15 protein-coding genes are annotated in these 20469 nt (G+C 40.5%); 10 read left to right on the top strand and 5 right to left on the bottom strand.

The window, feature by feature from the left end; all coding sequences use genetic code 11:
• Positions 1–63: 63 nt before the first annotated feature.
• Entirely contained in the window at positions 64–867 is an 804-nt protein-coding gene (locus tag H1R81_RS13470) for a hypothetical protein (protein ID WP_181841246.1), read from the bottom strand.
• A 372-nt stretch (positions 868–1239) separates the two neighbouring features.
• Between H1R81_RS13470 and H1R81_RS13465 the strand changes: the two genes are divergently transcribed.
• Entirely contained in the window at positions 1240–1626 is a 387-nt protein-coding gene (locus H1R81_RS13465) for a hypothetical protein (RefSeq protein WP_181841245.1), read from the top strand.
• An 81-nt stretch (positions 1627–1707) separates the two neighbouring features.
• Here H1R81_RS13465 and H1R81_RS13460 read toward each other — a convergent pair whose 3' ends face one another.
• Positions 1708–3144: a serine hydrolase gene (locus tag H1R81_RS13460; protein WP_181841244.1), complete on the bottom strand. Its 1437-nt coding sequence runs from the start codon at positions 3142–3144 to the stop codon at positions 1708–1710.
• Between the two features lie 283 nt (positions 3145–3427).
• Between H1R81_RS13460 and bla the strand changes: the two genes are divergently transcribed.
• A complete protein-coding gene (gene bla, locus H1R81_RS13455; RefSeq protein WP_181841243.1) occupies positions 3428–4186 on the top strand; it encodes a subclass B1 metallo-beta-lactamase in 759 nt (252 codons plus the stop codon).
• A 110-nt stretch (positions 4187–4296) separates the two neighbouring features.
• Here the strand turns inward: bla and H1R81_RS13450 are convergent, their stop codons facing one another.
• Positions 4297–5349 carry a serine hydrolase gene (locus tag H1R81_RS13450; protein WP_181841242.1) on the bottom strand — a complete coding sequence of 351 codons (1053 nt, stop codon included), beginning with the start codon at positions 5347–5349 and terminating at the stop codon, positions 4297–4299.
• 172 nt (positions 5350–5521) lie between these two features.
• Here H1R81_RS13450 and H1R81_RS13445 point away from each other — a divergent pair, with 172 nt between their 5' ends.
• The 4 genes from H1R81_RS13445 to H1R81_RS13430 all read left to right on the top strand — a co-directional run bounded on the left by H1R81_RS13445 (position 5522) and on the right by H1R81_RS13430 (position 8614).
• The gene (locus H1R81_RS13445; protein ID WP_181841241.1) at positions 5522–6091 is read left to right on the top strand and encodes a dihydrofolate reductase family protein; all 570 of its coding nucleotides are present in this window, start codon (positions 5522–5524) and stop codon (positions 6089–6091) included.
• A 149-nt stretch (positions 6092–6240) separates the two neighbouring features.
• Positions 6241–7053 carry an oxidoreductase gene (locus H1R81_RS13440; protein WP_181841240.1) on the top strand — a complete coding sequence of 271 codons (813 nt, stop codon included), beginning with the start codon at positions 6241–6243 and terminating at the stop codon, positions 7051–7053.
• 7 nt (positions 7054–7060) lie between these two features.
• A complete protein-coding gene (locus H1R81_RS13435; protein WP_181841239.1) occupies positions 7061–7630 on the top strand; it encodes a Crp/Fnr family transcriptional regulator in 570 nt (189 codons plus the stop codon).
• 336 nt (positions 7631–7966) lie between these two features.
• Positions 7967–8614: a response regulator transcription factor gene (locus H1R81_RS13430; RefSeq protein WP_181841238.1), complete on the top strand. Its 648-nt coding sequence runs from the start codon at positions 7967–7969 to the stop codon at positions 8612–8614.
• Here H1R81_RS13430 and H1R81_RS13425 read toward each other — a convergent pair.
• Positions 8611–10482, bottom strand: coding sequence for a sensor histidine kinase (locus tag H1R81_RS13425; RefSeq protein ID WP_181841237.1), 1872 nt, complete (start codon positions 10480–10482; stop codon positions 8611–8613). The genes H1R81_RS13430 and H1R81_RS13425 overlap by 4 nt on opposite strands.
• Before the next feature lie 292 nt (positions 10483–10774).
• Between H1R81_RS13425 and H1R81_RS13420 the strand changes: the two genes are divergently transcribed.
• Together H1R81_RS13420 and H1R81_RS13415 are read left to right on the top strand one after the other, a co-directional pair.
• A complete protein-coding gene (locus H1R81_RS13420; RefSeq protein ID WP_181841236.1) occupies positions 10775–13714 on the top strand; it encodes an ELWxxDGT repeat protein in 2940 nt (979 codons plus the stop codon).
• A gap of 157 nt (positions 13715–13871) precedes the next feature.
• Positions 13872–14450: an RNA polymerase sigma-70 factor gene (locus H1R81_RS13415; RefSeq protein ID WP_181841235.1), complete on the top strand. Its 579-nt coding sequence runs from the start codon at positions 13872–13874 to the stop codon at positions 14448–14450.
• Between the two features lie 16 nt (positions 14451–14466).
• On the opposite strand, the gene H1R81_RS13410 is transcribed toward H1R81_RS13415, so the two are convergent.
• Positions 14467–15378: an MBL fold metallo-hydrolase gene (locus H1R81_RS13410; RefSeq protein ID WP_181841234.1), complete on the bottom strand. Its 912-nt coding sequence runs from the start codon at positions 15376–15378 to the stop codon at positions 14467–14469.
• Between the two features lie 193 nt (positions 15379–15571).
• Between H1R81_RS13410 and H1R81_RS13405 the strand changes: the two genes are divergently transcribed.
• Both H1R81_RS13405 and H1R81_RS13400 read left to right on the top strand, forming a co-directional pair.
• Complete coding sequence (locus H1R81_RS13405) at positions 15572–16612, top strand: FecR family protein (protein ID WP_181841233.1); 1041 nt, start codon at positions 15572–15574, stop codon at positions 16610–16612.
• 257 nt (positions 16613–16869) lie between these two features.
• Positions 16870–20451: a TonB-dependent receptor gene (locus tag H1R81_RS13400; RefSeq protein WP_229251123.1), complete on the top strand. Its 3582-nt coding sequence runs from the start codon at positions 16870–16872 to the stop codon at positions 20449–20451.
• Positions 20452–20469: the final 18 nt, after the last annotated feature.

The raw sequence follows: 20469 nt of genomic DNA, 5'->3' as shown, positions 1-20469 counted from the left end.
TTTGACTAATAATGGAATAGCTTAAGTCAAACTTATTTTCGACCCCAGACAATAAAGCCTCTCTCAATTATTAATTAACAATTGAAAGTTATTATTAGTAATCTTATAAACAGTAATAGGTCTACCTACTTCGGATGGATATTTTAAAGAAGTTCTATAAACCAGATAATATAATAATTTAGCATAAGAATCAACCTTAAAAGTGCTAAAGCCTTTAATTTTTACAGTCGGAAATTGACTATTCTTTGCCTTTTTATCAATTAATTTACTTATTTCTGTTACGTATTTTGTGTTATCAGTATCATATTTTCCCATACTCCCTATTACCACGCGGTTGGGGGAGTGATTTAGTAAATCCTGATTTTCTATAAGATAACTTGTAATCTGTTCTTGGCCTCCCTTCTGTTCCAATATATATTCTAAAATTTCATATTGAACTTTCTTATTAACAAATGATACAAATAACAATTTAAGAATCTTGCCTTCTCTTTTAAGAATCCTGTCACGTACAGTATTATTATAAAATATGTAATCACACTTCACCAATATATTTATTATTCTTGTATCGATTTCATCAATAGTATTCCGATAACTTTTTTTTTTGGACGCAACTAAGTTTATTATTTTATTCACATCAAATTGATTACCCATAGCACTAAAACCCGAATAAACCCAACTTAAATTGTTGTTGTGTTGAATTTTAATATGTGAACTGTCTTTATGTGGCGTAGTAAAATTGATTTTAGTATCTGCAGCTATAATGACCTCTTTATCAGAGATACAATAAAGAATTGAAGTCCCGTATAAACTTTGTGAAATAACTTTAATCTGGATGAAGAATAGAAAAATAAATACAAGTAATTTCATCTTTTCCGATTTATTATTGGTTGTCAGTTTAATAATATAAAGATAAAGGCATATATTAAGCAAGCCATAATATTACATAAATATGCTAATTCTACTATTTTAATTATCACATTTAATACAATAAAACCATCATTCACTCTTATCATTTGAATACGCCAACAAAATTATAAATATTGCATTATCTTTAATCAGGAATACTTCAATCCAATAAACATTTATATGACAGCATGTGGACTTTTTGTAAGTCAGGCTTTAATTTTCGTTTCCTAAAAAAAGTTTAAGATACCTTTTGCAGGGCCATACAACACTCATAGAAGAAAGTAAACAGGCACTTTTCTAAATTAAACACATTTCATATCATAAAAAACCTATATGAAAAAACTAAGCACATTCCTGGCAGGATTGGTCTTCCTCCTGTTCTCACTGCAAGTCAATGCACAGACCAAAAACGGAGTTGATTACTTCGAGGGAAAATGGAAAATATCAATACCAGGAACGCCCATTGGAGATTTAAAACGATTGATTATTCTTGAAAAAAAAGATAATGGCTTAGCAGGCGTGGTAAAAGACGATGCAACTGGAACTGAAATTGCAAAAATTTCAAAAGTGGAAGTGAAAGATAATGAGGTAACCATTTATTACCACGCCAACGATATTGATGCGGTGCTGGTTATGACCAGAAAGGATGATGACCATATCACCGGCAATATACTGGAAGCATATCCTTTGGAAGGTACACGTGTGAAAGAAAATAAATAATAATTAATACTCCCCTGAGTCTTTCAAATCAGCGCACTTTACGTGCCGTACGGAGACTCCGAGGGAGCATGGGTGTACCTATTATTCATAAGCTTTACTTCTCACAATAGCCTGAATACTATTAATAAGTTTGCCTGCATTGATCTTGTTATTGATAAGAATAACACAACCACCCTGGTTATCAGGAAATCCTGATATATGTGCAGTTGAGCCTTGTTCACTTCCATTATGTTGAAAATCCCGTTTACCTTCTATCGTTCTTACACCCCAGCCCAACCCCATATTATTAGCTGTTGGTGTATGGGTAAGCCTGATAGCAGGATTCTGCTCTTGTAGTTGAGCCTCTAAATATCGAAGCATGTCCGGCAAAGTTGAACAAAGTCCTCCTGCCGGGTCAAAATACCCCTGGTCGGTTATTATAAGCGTTTTCCCATTTTCGCTATGAGGCAAGGCTACTTTTTTAGAACCTATGTTTTCTAAATAAAAGGTGTTCCTCATGCCTAAGGGTGTGGTGATATACCGTGCAATCAAATCAGACTGGGTCTGTTTATAGATATTTTCAAGTATATGCCCCAATAAGGCGATACCCCAATTGGAATAAAGAAATGTATGCCCCGGTATGGTATCTAATACTACTTTTTGCAATGCCTGATAAAACATAGAAGAATCATAATGCGCTTCAGGGCTTACAGGATTATAGTTGGGCTTATCGCCAATGTCTGCGGGCAAGGCAGGTAATCGAGAAGTATGGTTAGCCAGACTCTGAAAAGTAATAGGTGTATCCTTAAAACTCAGATTCGAGAATAGTGATGGCAGATATTTCCTTATATCGTCGTGCAGATTCAGTTTTTTATCAAGAACAGCTTGCGCCAGTAAGGTAGCTGTAAATGTTTTAGTAATAGAACCAATCTCATATAAGGTTTCAGCATCAGGTATTTTTCCATTCCCTTTGGTAGTTTCTCCATAGTAATATTCATATTTTTTGCCGTTTTTGATAATGCCGATACTTAGACTGGTGGCGTTGGCAAATTTAAAATATTCGCGCGCAGCCGAATCAACGGCCTGATCAATAGCAGTCTTTTTAAGATTATTTGTTTGTACAGCCGGTGCATCAGTGAGATACAGAGGAGATACATTCCTTAAACCAAAACTGCGTATTTGCTTCTTCTCATTTAATTGTATATCCATCAGCATCTCTCTTAGTTCAAACTCCAGTAGATAGACAAATTTGTCTTTTTCTACAGATTGGAGAGACGAATTTAAAATCCTGCCCGAATTCTGGTTGCCCTTAAGGAAGTTTACTAAAACTTTTTCAGAGATTTTGTTGCGGAAAGCGTCATCAAAAAGTGAATAAATACCACTATAATCACCTTTATTAAACTTTACTATAAATACCTCTTTTACTGCATCATACACTAACTTATTTTCTTGACTTTTTGAAATCAGGGGAGTAAAAAAAAGAAAAATGAGGGATAGCTTAATCAATATTCTCTTGTGTAAGTTTGTAAAGTCTTTCATAAGTATGGTCGGATAAAGAAGTAATAGAATGATGATTAATTAAAGCCTGGCAGAATCAAAATGCCTTTTAGTTGATTTGTGCTACTATATAGTTAAGTACTGTAAACCATCAAAAAAGTTACAAAAACTTTCATGATAATCTTAGTAATCACCTTTTTTTGAAACAGGTATTCTACCCAAAAATACATTTGCATAAACCTATCCTATGACCAGACAAAATTCGTTAACTTTACAAATGCTTCGGCTCTTTAAAAAATTAACGTGCAAAACTCCAAAAACACAAATGAAAACCATTCTAAAAACGCTATTACTCCTTGTATGTACTCTCTCTGTTTTTAATGGCAATGCCCAGAAAAAATCCACATTTAAACCTAAAGAAGTTTACAAATCCGACAATCTGATAGTGAATCAGATAGCCGAAAATGCTTTTCAGCATATTTCATTTTTACAAACCAACGATTTCGGGAATGTCCCCTGTAATGGGCTTATAGTCAGAAACGGAAATGAAACCATTATTTTTGATACGCCTACCAACGACAAAAGCTCGGAAGAACTAATCAAATGGGTGAAAGAATCGCTTCATTGCCAGATAAATGCCGTTATTCCAACCCATTTTCATAACGATTGTTTAGCCGGGCTAAAGGTTTTTCATGCAGCGAATATTCCTTCTTATGCCAATATAAAAACCACTGACCTGGCCAGAGAAAACAATTATACTGTTCCAGAAAACAGCTTTCAGGATTCACTGACTTTAAAAGTAGGGAAAGAGATAATCGTGGCAAAGTATTTTGGCGAGGGGCACACCAAAGATAATGTAGTGGGTTATTTCCCGAGCGAAAATGTCATGTTTGGCGGTTGTTTAATCAAAGAAGTAGATGCAGGCAAAGGGTATTTAGGCGATGCCAACGTAGCAGAATGGTCGAACACCGTAGAAAAAATTAAAAAGACCTACCCGAATGTAAAGATTGTCGTTCCGGGCCATGGTGCCTACGGCAATATACAATTACTCGATTTTACAATTAAGCTGTTTAAAACCCGGTAAAAAGATTTCAGGGTCTTCAATACTGAATCAATAGTTAACCCCCGGCTTTAGGTGGGGGTTAACAAAACCCAGGGTTTGTATTTACAGCAAAGATTACCTGACAGTTTCAATCATTTGTCTTTCCCTTTTTCAACCGCCGGAATAATATATTTCAGCAATATTTCAAAAGGAAGTTTACCCCTCCAGTTGCCGTAGTTGCTGCCTGTAAACACCGCCGTCAGGTTATAGTCAGGTAGGTACATGATGTATTGCCCGCCATTGCCTGAGGCAAACAATACCTCTGTTTTGATGTCTTTGTATGTCAGCTTCTCTTTATACCAGAAAAAACCATAGCGTGCACTTTCGTATTTTGCCTCCGGCATCTTTGAATATCGCACAAACGAAAAGTCGATAGGAATATGGCAATTGGTAGATTTTTCTATCCAGTCTGCACTTACAACCTGCTTGCCTTGCCAATGGCCTTTTTTTTTCACCAGTTCAATGATTTTGAGCATATCCGCAGGCTTCATATAAAATGAACCAGCCGTCTGTGCCTGACCTTTGGGCGAGAGCGTCCATTTATAATCTTTGATCCCCAAAGGTTCAAAAAGATTTTGTCTGGCAAATTCTACCACGGTCATTCCACTGGCTCGTGCAATAATTTCTCCCACAAGCATGGGTTCATTAGAATTATAAGACCAGTTCACACCGGGTGTCCTGATCAAATCAACGCCCAGACAGTAAGCTATCCAATCGTCAGTTTCCGACATTTTATCCTCGCATTCAGGGCCAATATCATAAAACTCCTCACAGTTCAGACCCGACCGCATTTCTAATAGATTCTGAATACTGATATTACGTTTAGCTTCATTTTTTAATTCAGGGAAAAAACGCCCGATCTTATCATCAACTGACATCAGTTTTTTGTCAATGGCAATGCCTGCCAGAATACTTGTGATGGATTTGAAAGACGAACGTGTATCATGTGGAGTGTCTTTTCTGAATCCATTAAAGTATTCTTCAACAATAATTTCATCACCCTGTTTCACAACAATAGCATCGATTTTAGGATAGGTTTTGTCAGCGATTTTATCTTTTAATTCTTTGATAAGTAGGTTATCCACCTGCTGTGCCTGGCAGTTTGTAAATACCATCATACAGAGGCTAAGGAGAAGGTTTTTCATTAATTGTGGGTAATGTGGTAAAATGTAAATATACAAAGGTTTTGTAATCAGGTGCAACAATTCCCTGCACTCATGAAGGATATTCTCAAAAAAGCGTATTTTCCCCTGTTGAATGTCGTTTTTGCCCCCTGTCAAGTAAAATAACTTTCGCTAATTTTACTAAAAAAAGACCATGCGAAAAATTATCGTTACTGAATTTATGACGCTCGATGGCGTCATTGAAGCACCGGGCGGCAACGAAACCCCTCACCCACATGGTGGCTGGGAGTTTAAATATGACGCACCCGAAACCGGGGAATATAAAGTTAAAGAACTTCATAGTGTAGATGCCTTACTCTTAGGCAAAAACACCTACGAACAATTTGCCGGATACTGGCCCAACTCGACAGATAATACCTTCGGCGACCCTATCAACCGGTATCCGAAATATGTAGTATCAACAAGCCTTGAAAAAGCAGATTGGCATAACAGCCATATTCTGCGCAATGTAGCCAAAGAGGTAGCAGAGCTAAAGAAAACCGATGGGGGTGATATACTCGTTTATGGTAGTGCCACGCTCGTCAAATCGTTGCTTCATCACAACCTTGTAGATGAGTTACGGCTGATGATATTTCCTCTTTCAATTGGCGGTGGACTAAGGATTTTTGATGATAGCCGCGAATTAAAGAAATTCAGCCTCAAACACGCTCAGATATTATCCAACGGCGTGCTCATTCTTGAGTATGAGCCGATTGGTGTATAGTTTTTTATGTGGAGTCGCTTGGGTTACCTCCATAGGCACAAAACCATATTACCATCTCGGATACCTCACTTTTTGCCAAATGGCAAAAAAAAATAGTTACTGTTTAATCATCTTTGCCAGATAATTAGTTAATTCAAAAAAGTGAAAATATGGCAAAGACGGTTTTAGTTACAGGCGCTTCATCAGGCATTGGCAAAGCTACTGCTATATATCTGGCACAAAATGGCTATAAAGTTTATGGAGCCGCTCGCAGAACTGAAAAAATGCAAGGCCTGACAACCTATGGCATACACCCGATTTATCTGGATGTGACCAAAGAAGAAAGCCTGGTTGCGTGTGTTGAACAGATGCTCAAAGAAGCAGGAAAAATAGATATTCTCATCAATAATGCTGGTTCTGGCAATTATGGTGCGCTCGAAGATGTGCCAATAGCTGATGCAAAGTATCAGATGGAAGTAAACGTTTTTGGCGTGGCTCGTCTCATACAATTGGTATTGCCTGCTATGCGAAAAAATCATTACGGGAAAATCATCAATATCTCGTCGGTTGGGGGTAAAATGACCTTACCTATGGGGGCGTGGTATCATGCCAGTAAATTTGCTATTGAGGGTTTGAGCGATGCCCTTCGGAAAGAGGTAAAACCCTTCGGAATTGACGTGATTGTAATTGAACCCGGGGGCGTAAAGTCAGAAATGTCAGCATTAGGCGGAGACTATCTGATGCACGTTTCGGGCAATACAGTATATAATAAACTGGCAAGAGGTATTACCGGTTTTTATGGAAAAGTAGGAAATGAAGCTTCCGATCCGATCGTAATTGCCAGACTTATCAAAGAAGCAATCGAAGCCCACAATCCCAGAACAAGATATGCAGGTGCTGCTGGGGCAAAATTATTACTGTTTTTCAGAAAAATTCTCTCAGATAAATTGTTTGATAAACTAATCATGAGTCAACTGAAATAGTTTTTCTATGGAAGCAATGATTAATTATTTACTGCAATTCGGGCATCTGAACAAGCAACAGATTGATTTGATTTTGAGCAAAGCGGTGCGCAAAGAAATCAGAAAAGATGAGTATTTCCATGAAGCAGGAAAAATACCACGTGAGGTTATTTTTCTGACAGAGGGTATTATGCGGGTTTGTTATTACAACAACAAAGGCGATGAGATAACCAAGTATTTTATTGATGAAAATAATTTTCTGGCAGATATCAACAGCTATAACCAGGAAATCCCATCGACTGAATACGTACAGGCCATAACAAATTGTAACTACCTTTCACTTTCAAAAAGTGCCATGAAAGAACTATCTATGACAATTATAGAATGGGACAACATCGTGGCCAAGATAACTGCCAAGAGTTTAGCTGAAAAAGTAAATAAAATTAGCCCGATGATGACCGAAAATGCCAAAGAACGCTATCTGTCTTTTCTTGAAAAGTTTCCTAAACTGGCTAACCGTATTCCGCTTTCTTATTTGGCTTCCTATCTGGGAATTACACAGTCTTCTTTGAGCAGGATAAGGAAAAACATCAGGTGAAACTCTTCAAAAAATTAATAAAATAGCCTGAATTAATAGCCCTGTGTGGTGTCCGACCATTTTTAAATATTGCAATTGGCAGTATCAACGAGCTGTATTGGCTTTAGCCAGACTACGATACTTTATAATTTTTTCAAAACGCATTAAACCATCAATCCTTAGATTCTTAAATAGAAACATTTTTCTCAAAAGCCCTATCCTTCACCCGATAATTCCCCACCTGATTTGTAATCCTTAATCTTCAGCACGCAACTAAATCACCCAAACAATTGCCTATACCCCAACAATTCATTAGTTTTGAACTCAACAATTATAGCCCTCTAACCCAAAACTGCAATGCCCATCCGAATCCTCATTGTAGACGACCACCAGATTCTATTGGATAGTTTATCCTTGTTGATTTCCTCTATCCCGAATATGGAAGTGGTCGGAACCCTGTACGACAGCCGGAAAGTACCGGATTTCCTGGAAAATTACGAAATTGATGTGCTTGTAAGCGATATGAATATGCCTTACCTGACAGGTATCGACCTTACCTTGAAACTTCGTAACCAATATCCGAATCTGAAAATTCTGATGCTGACAGTCAACGACGAGGCCGAGAATATCCGCCATGCGTTTCAGGCAGGTATATCCGGCTATGTTACCAAAAAAGCCAATCGTACCGAACTCGAACGGGCACTCACTACTATTGCCGCAGGAGAGAAGTATTTCAGCGAAGCTGTTCTGAAAGAACTGCTGACTCCCGTCTCATTCAATGCAAGTCCGGCAGAAGAAATTCACCCAGAGCCTAAAGCCCTGACCCTGCGTGAGTTGGAGATAGTAAAACTCATTGCCCAGGAGTTGTCCTCTTCTCAGATTGCCGACCGCCTGTTTATCAGCGTAGGCACGGTTGAAAATCACCGCCATAATATTTTACAGAAATTAGGTGTAAAGAATACCATTGGTATTATCAAATACGCCATTAAGTACCGCCTGATTTAAAGCGTTACATCAACCTGTACATTCGTGCCATGTGTGCTTTGTCGGGTTATCTGTACACGTCCGTTCAGATTATCTACTCTTGAGTGTACGTTCCGCAAGCCTACGCCATTCATATTCTGGTCTAAATCTATTCCCTTGCCGTTGTCTGATACCGTCAGCGAGATTCTGTCATCCTGCTGTGTCAGGCTTATCCATGCCTGTGTGGCCTGGGCATGTTTCAGAATATTATTGATGAGTTCCAGGGCAATATTATAAAGTTCATGTTCCAGTTGGGGTTCAAGCCTGTGTGTAACCCCTTCAGTCAGAAAATGGAAACTGATGTGTCGGTTGCTGATATTGTTCAGCAGTTTTTGCAGGGCTACTGGTAAGCCCTGTGTTTCAAGTTCTACAGGTAAGAGGTTGTGGGCAATCAGTCTGACATCCATATAAATATCATCTAATACCTTTACAAAATCTGATAGTACCTTACGGTCATGTTCGCTGTATTTCGAGGTATCCAACGCTTCAAACCGCCATTTCAGGGCAACAATTTTGGTGTTCAGATTATCGTGTAGTTCAGAGGCTACGCGTTTTCGCTCAAGGGTTTGTCCTTTAAACATCGCCCCCGAAATCTCGTCATTCTTGGTCTTGAGTTCTTCGTTTTTGATTTTCAACTGCTTGTTATTATAAAATACATAGGCTACCAGGCCAAGCCCTATCAACAGGCTTATAGTCAATGTGTTCCGAATCCATTCGTCTCGTTCGTTGCCACGTTTCAGGTTCTCGTTTTCAAGGGTCTTTATCTGGTTTTTCTGTTTTTCATCTTCATATTTTATCTGCCATTCACCAAAGTTCTGGTTCAGTTTTCGGGCTTCTGCATCATCTTCATATTTCTTTACTTTTTCTAAATAAGTAAAGGCTTTGGCAGGCTGGTTAAGTGCTTTGTAGGTCTGGTAAAGCGTTTGGTTCAGAATATTATTATAGTAGGGGAAATTCAGAAAATTGGCATTCTGCTCACCCATAAGTGAGAGTTGAAGCGCATTAGCGTAGTCTTTCTTTGCTAAATAATAGCGTCCTGCAAAAGCCCCGATCTGGCTCAGAACATATTTGGCTTCGTTAAGGTTTTTATTTTGCTGGCATACTGCAATAATCTCATTGAGCATCGCTCGCCCTTGTTTTTCTTTACCCATATTCAACAGGCTCAGGCTTTGCCCTAATTTGCTGATATAGTAATAATCAAACCACTTAAGGCGGTTTTTCTTTTCTATCAGTTGTATCACTTCTCCGGCATTCTCATAGCATTTCTGGTAGTCTTTTAATACAAAAATATAGTATCCTGCGAGCGTAATCTGGATATTGGCCCATACGGCTGTATCTTTTTTCACCTGAGGCAAAGATAGAGCATCTTTAATGTATTGCAGATACCGCTGTTGAGCCTCTTCAGGAATATCATTTTCAATCATATTCCAACTCATCAACGGAATAAACTTATTGTTGACTCTCAGATAATTTTCATAATCCTTCTGTTGTCTGAAAGCCAGCATCGCTCGCTCCAGATCATAAAAAGCTGCGTATAATTCATTGGTAAATAGATGCATCGTACCACTCATGAAATCATAATGCGCCTGTGCCTTGTCCCATGGTGTAAATGCCAGAAGTTGCTGAAAATACCGTTTCTGGGCGTTATACTGTGCTGTGTCTCCGGCAGGTATTTCATAGGTTATATCTCTGAGATTCATAATAATTAATGAATCCCGTTCGATGGAAGGATTTTCTTTTTTCAGGTTTTCAAGGGCAACCTGCAACGAATCAAGGGTTTTATTGGTCGTTTGAGCTGAAACAACCTGAAAAGAGAAGCAGTAAAATAATAAGAGGAGAACTCTTGGCATGGGGTTAGGTATTTAATTTTCTCAATTAAGAGAAATGGGATATGGTAAAGGGTAAATTCCGTAGAGACGTATTGCTCTACTGAAAAGACCATTGTTCAACATTCAATTCCTCCCAAAAGATACACTCAGAATACCTTTATTTCCAAGCGTTTAAGGTAAAATGTAGGTTTCCCTACATATTCCTCTTTAAAGAAATACAGGGTTTCCTGTAGAGGAAATGTAGGGGTTTGTAGATTTACATGTATTGTTGTAAAACAGTACTTTGTATGTAGAAATACAATACCCATCTTCCATGAAAAATCTATCCTTTAAATCTTACTTTTTTTATTTTTTGATACTTGCCACAAGTACTCAGGTTTCCGGGCAGGCCAGTCTGGTTGCCAACGTGCAGATTCCGACAACCGGAGCCGAGCCCGATGGTTTTCTGGTCTGGAATTTAAAGATGTATTTCAGTAGTCAGCATAATTATTTCAGCATTGTCAACTCGCCATATAGTGCCTTATGGTCGACAGACGGCACATCCGCAGGCACACAGGCCATCAAAAATATAGCTACAGGTAGTAATTTCGGAGGCACTTCTACCAGATTTTTCTTCATTGGCAACGACCCTTCCTCTACTTTTGCATTTCCTACGGGTGTTTGGGTATCTGATGGTACCAATGCCGGAACAAGCCTGGTGAAAAGTTTCTATCCGAAATTTGTAAAAAATCTGGTGGTTGGCACTACCAAAGCCTTTTTCTGGACCACCGACCTTAGCACAGGTGTTGAAGAACTATGGGTAACCGATGGTACTCTGGCCGGAACTACCTCAATGATTTCCACAGAATATAATCATAGCATTGCCACCAATCAGGTTGTGATGAATAATAAACTCTATTTTGCCGCCAACGACGGAAGCACGGGCATAGAGCTATGGGTAAGCGATGGCACTCCCGGCGGAACGGTGCAACTAAAAGACATCAATACTACTTTTTCAACTGCCTCTTCATCGCCCGATAATTTTGCGGTATTCAATAATAAAATTTATTTCTCTGCCACCAATGCCAACAATAATACTGAATTGTGGGTATCTGACGGAACGGCAGTCAATACATTTATGCTGAAAGATATTCACCCAACAAGCAGCTCATCACCCAAAGAATTTACAGCTATGGGTGCAAAACTGTTTTTTTCTGCTACCAACGATTTGAACGGAACAGAGGTTTGGGTAACCGATGGAACTACCGTAGGTACAGTTCTGCTAAAAGATATTAATAATTCATTTGCCTCATCTAACCCCATTGGATTCACGGCCAAAGGCACAACACTTTTCTTTCTGGCCGACGATGGCATCAATGGTAAAGAACTCTGGCAAAGCGATGGTACTGTCGGTAATGCTTCATTAGTCAAAAATATACGGGCAGGCTCAGGCAGCATTACCGAAAACCCGTTTCGGGCAAGTCTGGCAGTTGCCAATAATCTCTTGTTTTTTGTAGCAAACGATGGCATCAATGGCTCTGAACTCTGGAAGACCGATGGCACAGAAGCAAATACTGTAATGGTTGGCGACCTCCAGCCAGGTGTTGCTTCAGGTTTGTATTACAACGGTTTCCCGTCTAAACTCTATGTTTTTAATAACAAGGTGTACTTCAAAGCCAATAATCTGATCAACGGTTCTGAGCCCTGGATGTCTGATGGCTCTACTATTTCACTTTTAAAAGATACAAATCCCAGTAGTGCTTCCGTTGAAACCATCATCAGCAAGCAACTTTATCCTTCGTTTAGCAGCAGTGCCGGCGAGGCAAAATTCTGGATATCCACTACCAATAGAATATTCTTTACCGCCACCGACCCCACCGCAGGCGCAGAACCCTGGGTAACTGATGGCACACAGGCAGGTACTTTCAGGTTGAAAGATATTAATACGGGTGTTGGCGGCTCCGATCCCAATGGCTTTACGCTCTACAATGGTGCGGTCTATTTTACAGCGTACGACCCTGTTAACGGAAGAGAAATCTGGAAAACTGATGGTACAATAGCCGGAACAACCCTGTTGAAAAACATAGATGCCACCGTCAGAACCACAGGGCCAACAGATATGACGGTCTATAACGGGAAAATGTATTTTGCCACTAATAATTCGACAGAAGGGATTGAATTGTGGGTAACCAACGGAACAGATATAGGAACAATGATGGTAAAGGATATCAATGCGGGCATCAATAGTGCTTTGCCTAAAAACTTTACTATTTTTAATAACCTGCTCTATTTTGCTGCTTCTGATGGATCTAACGGTAATGAATTATGGGTTACAGACGGAACCGCCGCCAATACTATTATGGTAAAAGACATTTATTCAGGCTCAACCTCCTCTGACCCTTACGGGCTGACAGTCTACAACAATAAACTCTATTTTGGGGCAAGAGACGCTACCAACGGTATAGAACTCTGGCGGACTGACGGTACGGGTGCCGGAACAACCCTTGTGTATAATATCAGTAGCTCTGTGCTTCGGCCAAATAGCAACCCCTATGGTTTTACAGAGATGAATGGCACTCTCTATTTTGCAGCCGACGATGGCACACTGGCGCAGAGCTTTGTAGGAGCATTTACGCTCTGGAAAACCGATGGGACAACTACTCAAAAAGTAAAGAACATCAACCCGACTACCGATGCCGCGCCTTTTGGTTTTACCGTCTTTAACAATAAACTTTATTTTACAGCCTTAGATGGTACTACGGGCTATGAAATGTGGCAGAGCGATGGCACAGCCGCAGGTACAACCTTAGTACAGGATATGCTACCCGGCAGCGGGGGAGGAGCACCCTTTGGTTTTCAGGTTTTCAACAATCAGATGTATCTGTTTGGGGGTGATAATACCAGTGGTTATGAACCCCGAAGCATGAATACCTCTAATACTATCTCATTAATACAGGATTTAGTGCCTGGCCTGGCCGGGTCTGTTACACAAAGCTATGTGATAATGGGAAACAACCTGTATTTCTGGGCAATGGGTACCAATAACAGCACTGCTCTCTATAAAATTGCAGGGTCTCCCTGCCCATCCGCACTTACCCCGACAGGCACAACTACCACCGACCAGAAGGCATCAGTCAGCGTAATATCCATAGGTGCCAACACCATTCCGAATGCAGCCACTGTCATCTATCAGGCCCAATTCGTAGAATTAACCGCCGGATTTTCGGCCAGTACAGGCAGCGTATTTACTGCAAAAAATGGAGGGTGTGATTGAGAAAATTTATCTGGAAATTTGATTTACCTGCTTTTAGGGTTTTATGGTTAAGCAGACCAGTAAATAATTATTATAGTATCAAAATCATTCGATCGGGTAAATCAAATTTCAGGACATTCACAAAATTCAGTTACCTTTGTATTTCATTCTCTAACCTATGGAATACAAATTACTCAGCGACGAACTCTTGGTGAAGCTCCTGTTAGTAGGAGACGAGGGGGCGTTTGAGGAAATTTACAGAAGGTATTTCAGTAAACTACTCCGTACAGCCCAGTTCAAGATTCAGTCTAAAGAGATAGCCGAAGAATTATTACAGGATTTGTTCATTAGTCTATGGGAAAAACGGGATAAGGGAATAATTGAAAACCTGGAAGCCTATCTCAATACTTCATTAAAATACCTTATTATCAACCATATCAAACGCCAGATATTGCAGGAGAGATTTATGGAATATGCAGCGAACAAAACCGAGTCTTCGGTTACTGTTGATGAATCCATCGCCTTCAATGAACTCTCGACTGCTATTGAAAAAAGTATTGAAAAACTACCCGATAAAACCCGTCAGATATTTACCCTCAATCGGCTGGAATACAAATCTGTCAAAGAAATTTCTGAGCAATTATCTATCCCTGAACGCACCGTCGAGTATCACATTACCCAGGGCATTAGAACCCTGCGTGTACATTTGAAGGAATTCATGATTCTTGAATGCCTTATTTTGTGTATGGCACTTTAATTGTCTGCTATATCAATTACATCCCAATTCTCAACCCCTGATAGGCTACCTTAAACCCTTGTTTTGTCAGGCTTTTATAGGCCGCTGACTCTTTTCTTAAAAGCGGATTCGTATGATTCAGATGAATAAAATACACCTTGTTCCGTTCACTGATTGGTAAATCTTTTAAAAGTTCGATACTTTCAGTTACAAATGGGTGGGGTACTTCGCTCATAGGTCTGTTTATTTCTCCGTCCTTATAGAATGTTCCGTCAATTAATACAAAGTCATTTTCTCTGATAACCTGAGGTAGACTCTCTTGCCATTTTTGCCATTTATCAATATCAGGAATATAAATCAGCGATTTCTGAGCAGTTTTTATCTGAAACCCCACCGTTTCCGAGTACTCATCACGGTGTGGCACTAAAAAGGGTTGGATGCTGATATGCTCGTTTAATTCAATGGTCTTGTTTTCTGCAATACCGGTTAAATCAATATTTCTCAGATTTACCAACTGGCTCCACGGGCCATTGGTTGCAAGATAGCTTTTCATGCGGGGCATTGTATATACTTTCACATTCGAAGCCCCCATTACCTCCCGGCCCAGATTCATAAGCCCTGTATAATGACCGATATGTGCATGAGTCAGAAAGATACCGTCTATATCGTTTGAGTTATTTTTTGTAACCTTTTTCAATAACTGTAATTGTTCTTTAAAATCAGGTGTGGCATCAAAAATCCATCTTTGTTTTGTCTGTGGGTCAATCAATGCCAGACACGATACCCATTGAGGCAGAATATTCCGGTCAGACACGGCCTTGCAACACTCCCTGTTACACCCTGCCTGCGGGTAGCCTCCATCCTGCGCTATACCCAATACGACTATATAAGGCGATTGCGCAAACCCATTCAGCGAGATGAAAAGGGATAATAGTAGGGCTATTTTCATAATGATTTATTAGGTGTTGTAAATGTAATTAACCAATTTGAAATTTATGATAACTCACTAAAATAATAATTTTGCACTATATAAAGAAAATTTATAAAATCCATCATTTTTATATAAATTTTCAAAGAAATAATAAAACTATTTGCGGTGGCTTGCTACTTGTTTGACTTATACACAAAACCACCCCAAAATCATGAACCGCCAATCTTTCGCACTACTACTTAATAAATACCTGAACGGACAATGCACCGCTGCCGAACAAAAGGTAGTAGAGCAATGGTATGACTTATTAGATGAAACACCCACTGCCGAGTGGAACGCCGCAGAGCTGGAAGAACAGCTATGGCAAAAAATAAGAAAGCATACCAGAGGCGAATGGCTTCAGCCAACAGACGTCCAACGAACATTCAGTATATTCCATAACCGGAACAGAATGGTAACTATTGCCGCCTCAGTTCTCCTTGTTTTTGGTGTGGTATTGGCCTTTTACTTCAAAAGAAATATAGAACCGTCCGTTGCAGTGCATACCCCTGCTTCGCTCGAAGGTATGATGCAGACCACCAACAGCACTGGCAAAGCCATGAAAATTGCGCTGGAAGATGGTAGCCAGGTTACCTTACAGCCCCAAAGCAAATTACACTACCCCGAGAAGTTCGGCGAACTGAGTCGGGAAGTGTATTTAGAGGGCGAGGGCTTTTTTGAAGTACAGAAAAATCCGGCAAAGCCCTTTTTTGTTTATACCGGCAATGTAACCACCAAAGTATTAGGTACAAGCTTTTATGTAAAAAGTATTGATGGCATAAAAAAAATAGAAGTAGAAGTAGTATCGGGCAGGGTGTCGGTCTACGAAAAAGAAAACAGCAGTCTCAGCAAAGATAACCAGACCAACGGAGTAGTATTGACACCCAACCATAAGGTTACATTTTTTGCCGAAAGTAACCTTTTTGTAACCAATATCGTCAGAAATCCGGTTATTCAGACCCCGAAAATACAGGATACCAAAGTCTTTTTTGAGTTTGATGATACCCCCGTATTAGCAGTACTTAACAAGCTTCGTGAGGCATATGGGGTTGATATATTGGTCGAAAACGAAGCCATTAATAACTGCCTGCTGACGGCCGATATTACACACCAGACCCTCTATACCAAGTTAGACATTATCTGTGCAGCTATAGGAGCAACCTACGAAGTAAAGGGCACAACTATTCTGTTGAGCGGGATGGGGTGTAAATAAAAGAAATGGCATACGTCTCTACGAAACAAAAATTAAATTTATTACCTATTATCTATTAAATCTTAACCAAAACATAAACCAATATGATGACCTGATCTTTTCTGCAAACTCTATTTTTGCCCCCAGAAACAAAAAGCCAGCAATGTTGCGAGCATTGCCGGCTTTTCTGAAAAACCTTCCGGATCAGTTGCGAGCCGATTCAGCGGAAGGGCATGTTTTGCCAAATCGTTCGAAAACTTAACAAAACAATCAAAAGTATGAAAAAACCTCAACAATTTAGTCAAACCCTACTGGCTATTATGAAAATCTCTCTTTTACAGCTTACGATCGCCATTCTTTTTATGGGAGCGGCTTTCGCCTTTGACAGTAAGGCACAGGAGATGCTCAATAAGTCGGTATCGTTAAAAGTCGAAGATATGAAACTTCGGACGGTACTCAGCCAGATTGAGCAGCAAACCGAAGCCAAGTTTGTATATAATTCCAAAGCGATACAAGTAGATCGCAAAGTTTCGGTAAATATCAACGAAAAGAAACTTTCAGAGGTTTTAGATGTGCTTTTAAAACCTCAGCAGATTTCTTATAAAATCATAGGCGGCCAGATTATCCTCAGTCCGGCTAACACGGATAAAACGTCTTTTCGGCTCGAAACCAGTCCGGCAACGGCAGACGATGAAAAAATAGCCATTATACCCATTGACCAGACCGTAACCGGAATGGTGAAAGATGAATCAGGAAGCGGTATTCCGGGTGTAAGTGTTACCCTGAAGGGAACCAACAAGGGAACAAGCACCGACGGCGAAGGAAAATTTAAGATAGATGTACCTAACAGTACTGCTGTACTGGTGTTTTCTTTTGTAGGTTATACTACTCAGGAGATTGAAGTAGGAAACCAGAGCATAATAGATGTAGCATTGAAAACAGATACAAAGGTCTTATCTGAAGTAGTAGTAGTAGGGTATGGTTCGCAGAAGAAAGCCAACCTTACCGGAGCCGTTGACCAGGTAACAGGCGATGTATTTGATAATCGCCCGGTAACAAACATCAATCAGGGCCTGCAAGGGGTAATGCCTAATCTGAACGTAAGAATGGGCGACGGTAAACCCAATCAGGCACCGGCATTCAATATCCGGGGTACAACCTCAATCGGGCAGGGTGGCAATGCTCTTGTTTTGATTGATAACGTAGAGGGAGACCCCAGCCTGCTTAACCCAAGCGATATTGCCAGTATTACTTTGCTGAAAGATGCTGCCTCGGCCTCTATCTATGGTGCCAGAGGGGTATTCGGTGTGGTATTGATTACCACTAAAAACCCCTCAGCCGGAAAAACCAGCGTTACCTATTCAACCAACTATTCATTCAAATCGCCTATTGCCAAGCCTGACCTCGTAACAGATGGCTATACCTGGGCAACCATGTTTGCCGAGTCTTTTGTGAATTTCGGAGGTACTTTTCCACAAAATGCCAACAAAACCCTGAAATTCTCACAGGCATATCTGGCCGAAATCAAACGCAGAAAAGAAGCTGGTATTACCAATGAAGTAGAAATTGACCCCGTGACAGGTGAATATGTCTATATTGGCAACACTGCCTATTATGACCTGCTTTACAAAGACATGACAAACTCGAAAGAGCACAATCTGAGTATTTCTGGCAGCAGCGATAAGGCCAGTTTCCTGCTTACAGGCCGTTATTTCGGGCAAGATGGGCTGTTTCGCTATAATTCTGACGATTATAGCGTGTTCAACTTTACAGGTAAAGGCTCTATTCAGTTATATCCGTGGTTGAAAATCACCAATATGTCGCAATATTCTGATATGAAATACCACAACCCGCTCAACGTAGGTGAAGGCGGTGGTATCTGGCGGAACATCGCCGACGAAGGGCATCCACTATCGCCGCTACTGAATCCTGACGGAACCCTCACAGCTTCTGCTGCCTATACCGTAGGCGATTTTTACTATGGCAAAAACGGCATCGATAACAACAAGAAAGTGTTCAGAAATACTGCCGGATTTGCCACCAATTTCTTCAAGGATAAGTTCAGAATCAAAGGTGATTTTACCATTCAGAACACCGATAACAACGACAGAACCAAAGCAGTGCCGATTCCGTACAGCATCAAACCGGGGGTAATAGCTTATGTAGGTACAACAACCAATTATCTGAGCAATGTGTACAGAGAAACCACCTACATGACTACCAACTTTTATACCGAGTATGAGAATACCTTCAGAGATAACCACTATCTGAAATTCATGGTTGGGTATAACTACGAGCAGTCGACCTTCAAACGCCTGACAGCCCAACGCAATGGTTTGATATTTGAAGATGCCAACGATATTAATCTTGCTCTCGGGCAGGCTATTACTACCTCAGGTGGTTGGGAGAGATGGAAAATCATGGGAGGTTTCTCAAGACTGAACTACTCGTTCAAAGACCGTTATCTTTTTGAGGTAAACGCCCGCTACGATGGCTCTTCAAAATTCCCTGCCAACCAACGGTATGCCTTCTTCCCGTCGCTTTCGGTAGGTTGGAGACTTTCACGGGAATCATTCTGGAAAATACCCGAAAACATTATCTCAGACCTGAAAATCAGGGCATCTTACGGCTCATTAGGTAATGGTAATATCGGTTCTTATGCTTACCTCGAGCAATTCAGCATTTCGCAGTCTTCGGTGATTCTTGGCGGACAAAGACCACAGATTACCAGAAATCCAAGCGTATTGCCTGAAGGATTAACCTGGGAAACCGCCACCACCAAAAACATCGGGTTAGACCTCTCCATGTTAGGTAACCGCCTGAATTTTGTGGGTGATGCCTACATCAGAACCACAACCGATATGTTTACCGTGGGTCTGACACTCCCTGCCGTATTCGGTGCAACTGCTCCTAAAGGTAACTATGCTGACCTTCGAACCAAAGGATGGGAAATGATGCTCTCATACAGAGATAAGTTTACGGTAGGAGCCAAGCCATTCAATTATGACGTAAGACTCACACTGGCAGATTACTCGGCAACTATTACCAAATACAACAACCCTGAAAAACAATTAAGCGATTATTACGAAGGGCAGACAGTAGGCGAAATATGGGGCTATACTACCGACGGCTTCTTCAAATCGGCAGAAGATGTGAAAAACAGTGCCAGCCAGAATCTGTTCAGAACAGCTTCAAGTGGCTTGTGGTTTCCGGGTGACATTAAATTCAAAGACCTGAACGGCGACAAAGAAATTACCCCCGGAACAAGCCGTGTGTCGAATCCGGGTGATATGTCTATCATCGGGAACTCGACACCAAGATATACCTACGGCATAATGTTAGGTGCCGACTGGAACAACTTCTTCTTCTCGGCATTCTTTCAGGGAGTTGGCAAGCAGGATTGGTACCCAAGCCGCGAAGCGAGCCTTTTCTGGGGGCAATATAACCGCCCTTATGGTGGAGTTCCGAAAAGCCAGTTAGGTAATATCTGGACAGAAGAAAACCCCGATGCCTACTTCCCTCGATACGTATCACGTATAGCAAGTAATGCCAACGGTACTTTGTCGGCACCTCAGACCCGATACCTGCAGAATGTAGCCTATATGCGTATGAAAAACATTCAGGTTGGCTATAACTTGCCACGCACCACCATGTCGAAAATCGGTGCATCGGCAGCAAGAGTATTTGTTTCGGCAGAGAATCTCTTCACACTCTCGCCATTACATAAAATTACCAGAGATATAGATGTAGAAAATGCGGTCGCTTCCGACCAGGTCTTTAACCCTGGAGGTAACTCAGGAGATGGGTACAATTATCCATTGATGAAAAGCGTAACAGTTGGTTTATCTATTACATTCTAAATTCTTAATCTGAATACA

Origin of the sequence: Emticicia sp. BO119 (assembly GCF_013912375.1) — a bacterium.
In the GTDB taxonomy this organism is placed as follows: Bacteria; Bacteroidota; Bacteroidia; order Cytophagales; family Spirosomataceae; genus Emticicia.
The sequence above is the reverse complement of the archived record's forward strand: the minus strand, read 5'-3'. Positions and strand labels throughout refer to the sequence as shown.

What these genes read in the sequence shown, in the direction of transcription:
- H1R81_RS13400 (WP_229251123.1), top strand. Translation starts at nt 16,870, where the DNA reads ATGAAAAAACCTCAACAATTTAGTCAAACCCTACTGGCTATTATGAAA.
- H1R81_RS13420 (WP_181841236.1), top strand. Translation starts at nt 10,775, where the DNA reads ATGAAAAATCTATCCTTTAAATCTTACTTTTTTTATTTTTTGATACTT.
- H1R81_RS13460 (WP_181841244.1), bottom strand. Translation starts at nt 3,144, where the DNA reads ATGAAAGACTTTACAAACTTACACAAGAGAATATTGATTAAGCTATCC.
- H1R81_RS13445 (WP_181841241.1), top strand. Translation starts at nt 5,522, where the DNA reads ATGCGAAAAATTATCGTTACTGAATTTATGACGCTCGATGGCGTCATT.
- H1R81_RS13440 (WP_181841240.1), top strand. Translation starts at nt 6,241, where the DNA reads ATGGCAAAGACGGTTTTAGTTACAGGCGCTTCATCAGGCATTGGCAAA.
- H1R81_RS13425 (WP_181841237.1), bottom strand. Translation starts at nt 10,482, where the DNA reads ATGCCAAGAGTTCTCCTCTTATTATTTTACTGCTTCTCTTTTCAGGTT.
- H1R81_RS13405 (WP_181841233.1), top strand. Translation starts at nt 15,572, where the DNA reads ATGAACCGCCAATCTTTCGCACTACTACTTAATAAATACCTGAACGGA.
- H1R81_RS13470 (WP_181841246.1), bottom strand. Translation starts at nt 867, where the DNA reads ATGAAATTACTTGTATTTATTTTTCTATTCTTCATCCAGATTAAAGTT.
- H1R81_RS13410 (WP_181841234.1), bottom strand. Translation starts at nt 15,378, where the DNA reads ATGAAAATAGCCCTACTATTATCCCTTTTCATCTCGCTGAATGGGTTT.
- H1R81_RS13430 (WP_181841238.1), top strand. Translation starts at nt 7,967, where the DNA reads ATGCCCATCCGAATCCTCATTGTAGACGACCACCAGATTCTATTGGAT.
- H1R81_RS13415 (WP_181841235.1), top strand. Translation starts at nt 13,872, where the DNA reads ATGGAATACAAATTACTCAGCGACGAACTCTTGGTGAAGCTCCTGTTA.
- H1R81_RS13435 (WP_181841239.1), top strand. Translation starts at nt 7,061, where the DNA reads ATGGAAGCAATGATTAATTATTTACTGCAATTCGGGCATCTGAACAAG.
- H1R81_RS13450 (WP_181841242.1), bottom strand. Translation starts at nt 5,349, where the DNA reads ATGAAAAACCTTCTCCTTAGCCTCTGTATGATGGTATTTACAAACTGC.
- bla (WP_181841243.1), top strand. Translation starts at nt 3,428, where the DNA reads ATGAAAACCATTCTAAAAACGCTATTACTCCTTGTATGTACTCTCTCT.
- H1R81_RS13465 (WP_181841245.1), top strand. Translation starts at nt 1,240, where the DNA reads ATGAAAAAACTAAGCACATTCCTGGCAGGATTGGTCTTCCTCCTGTTC.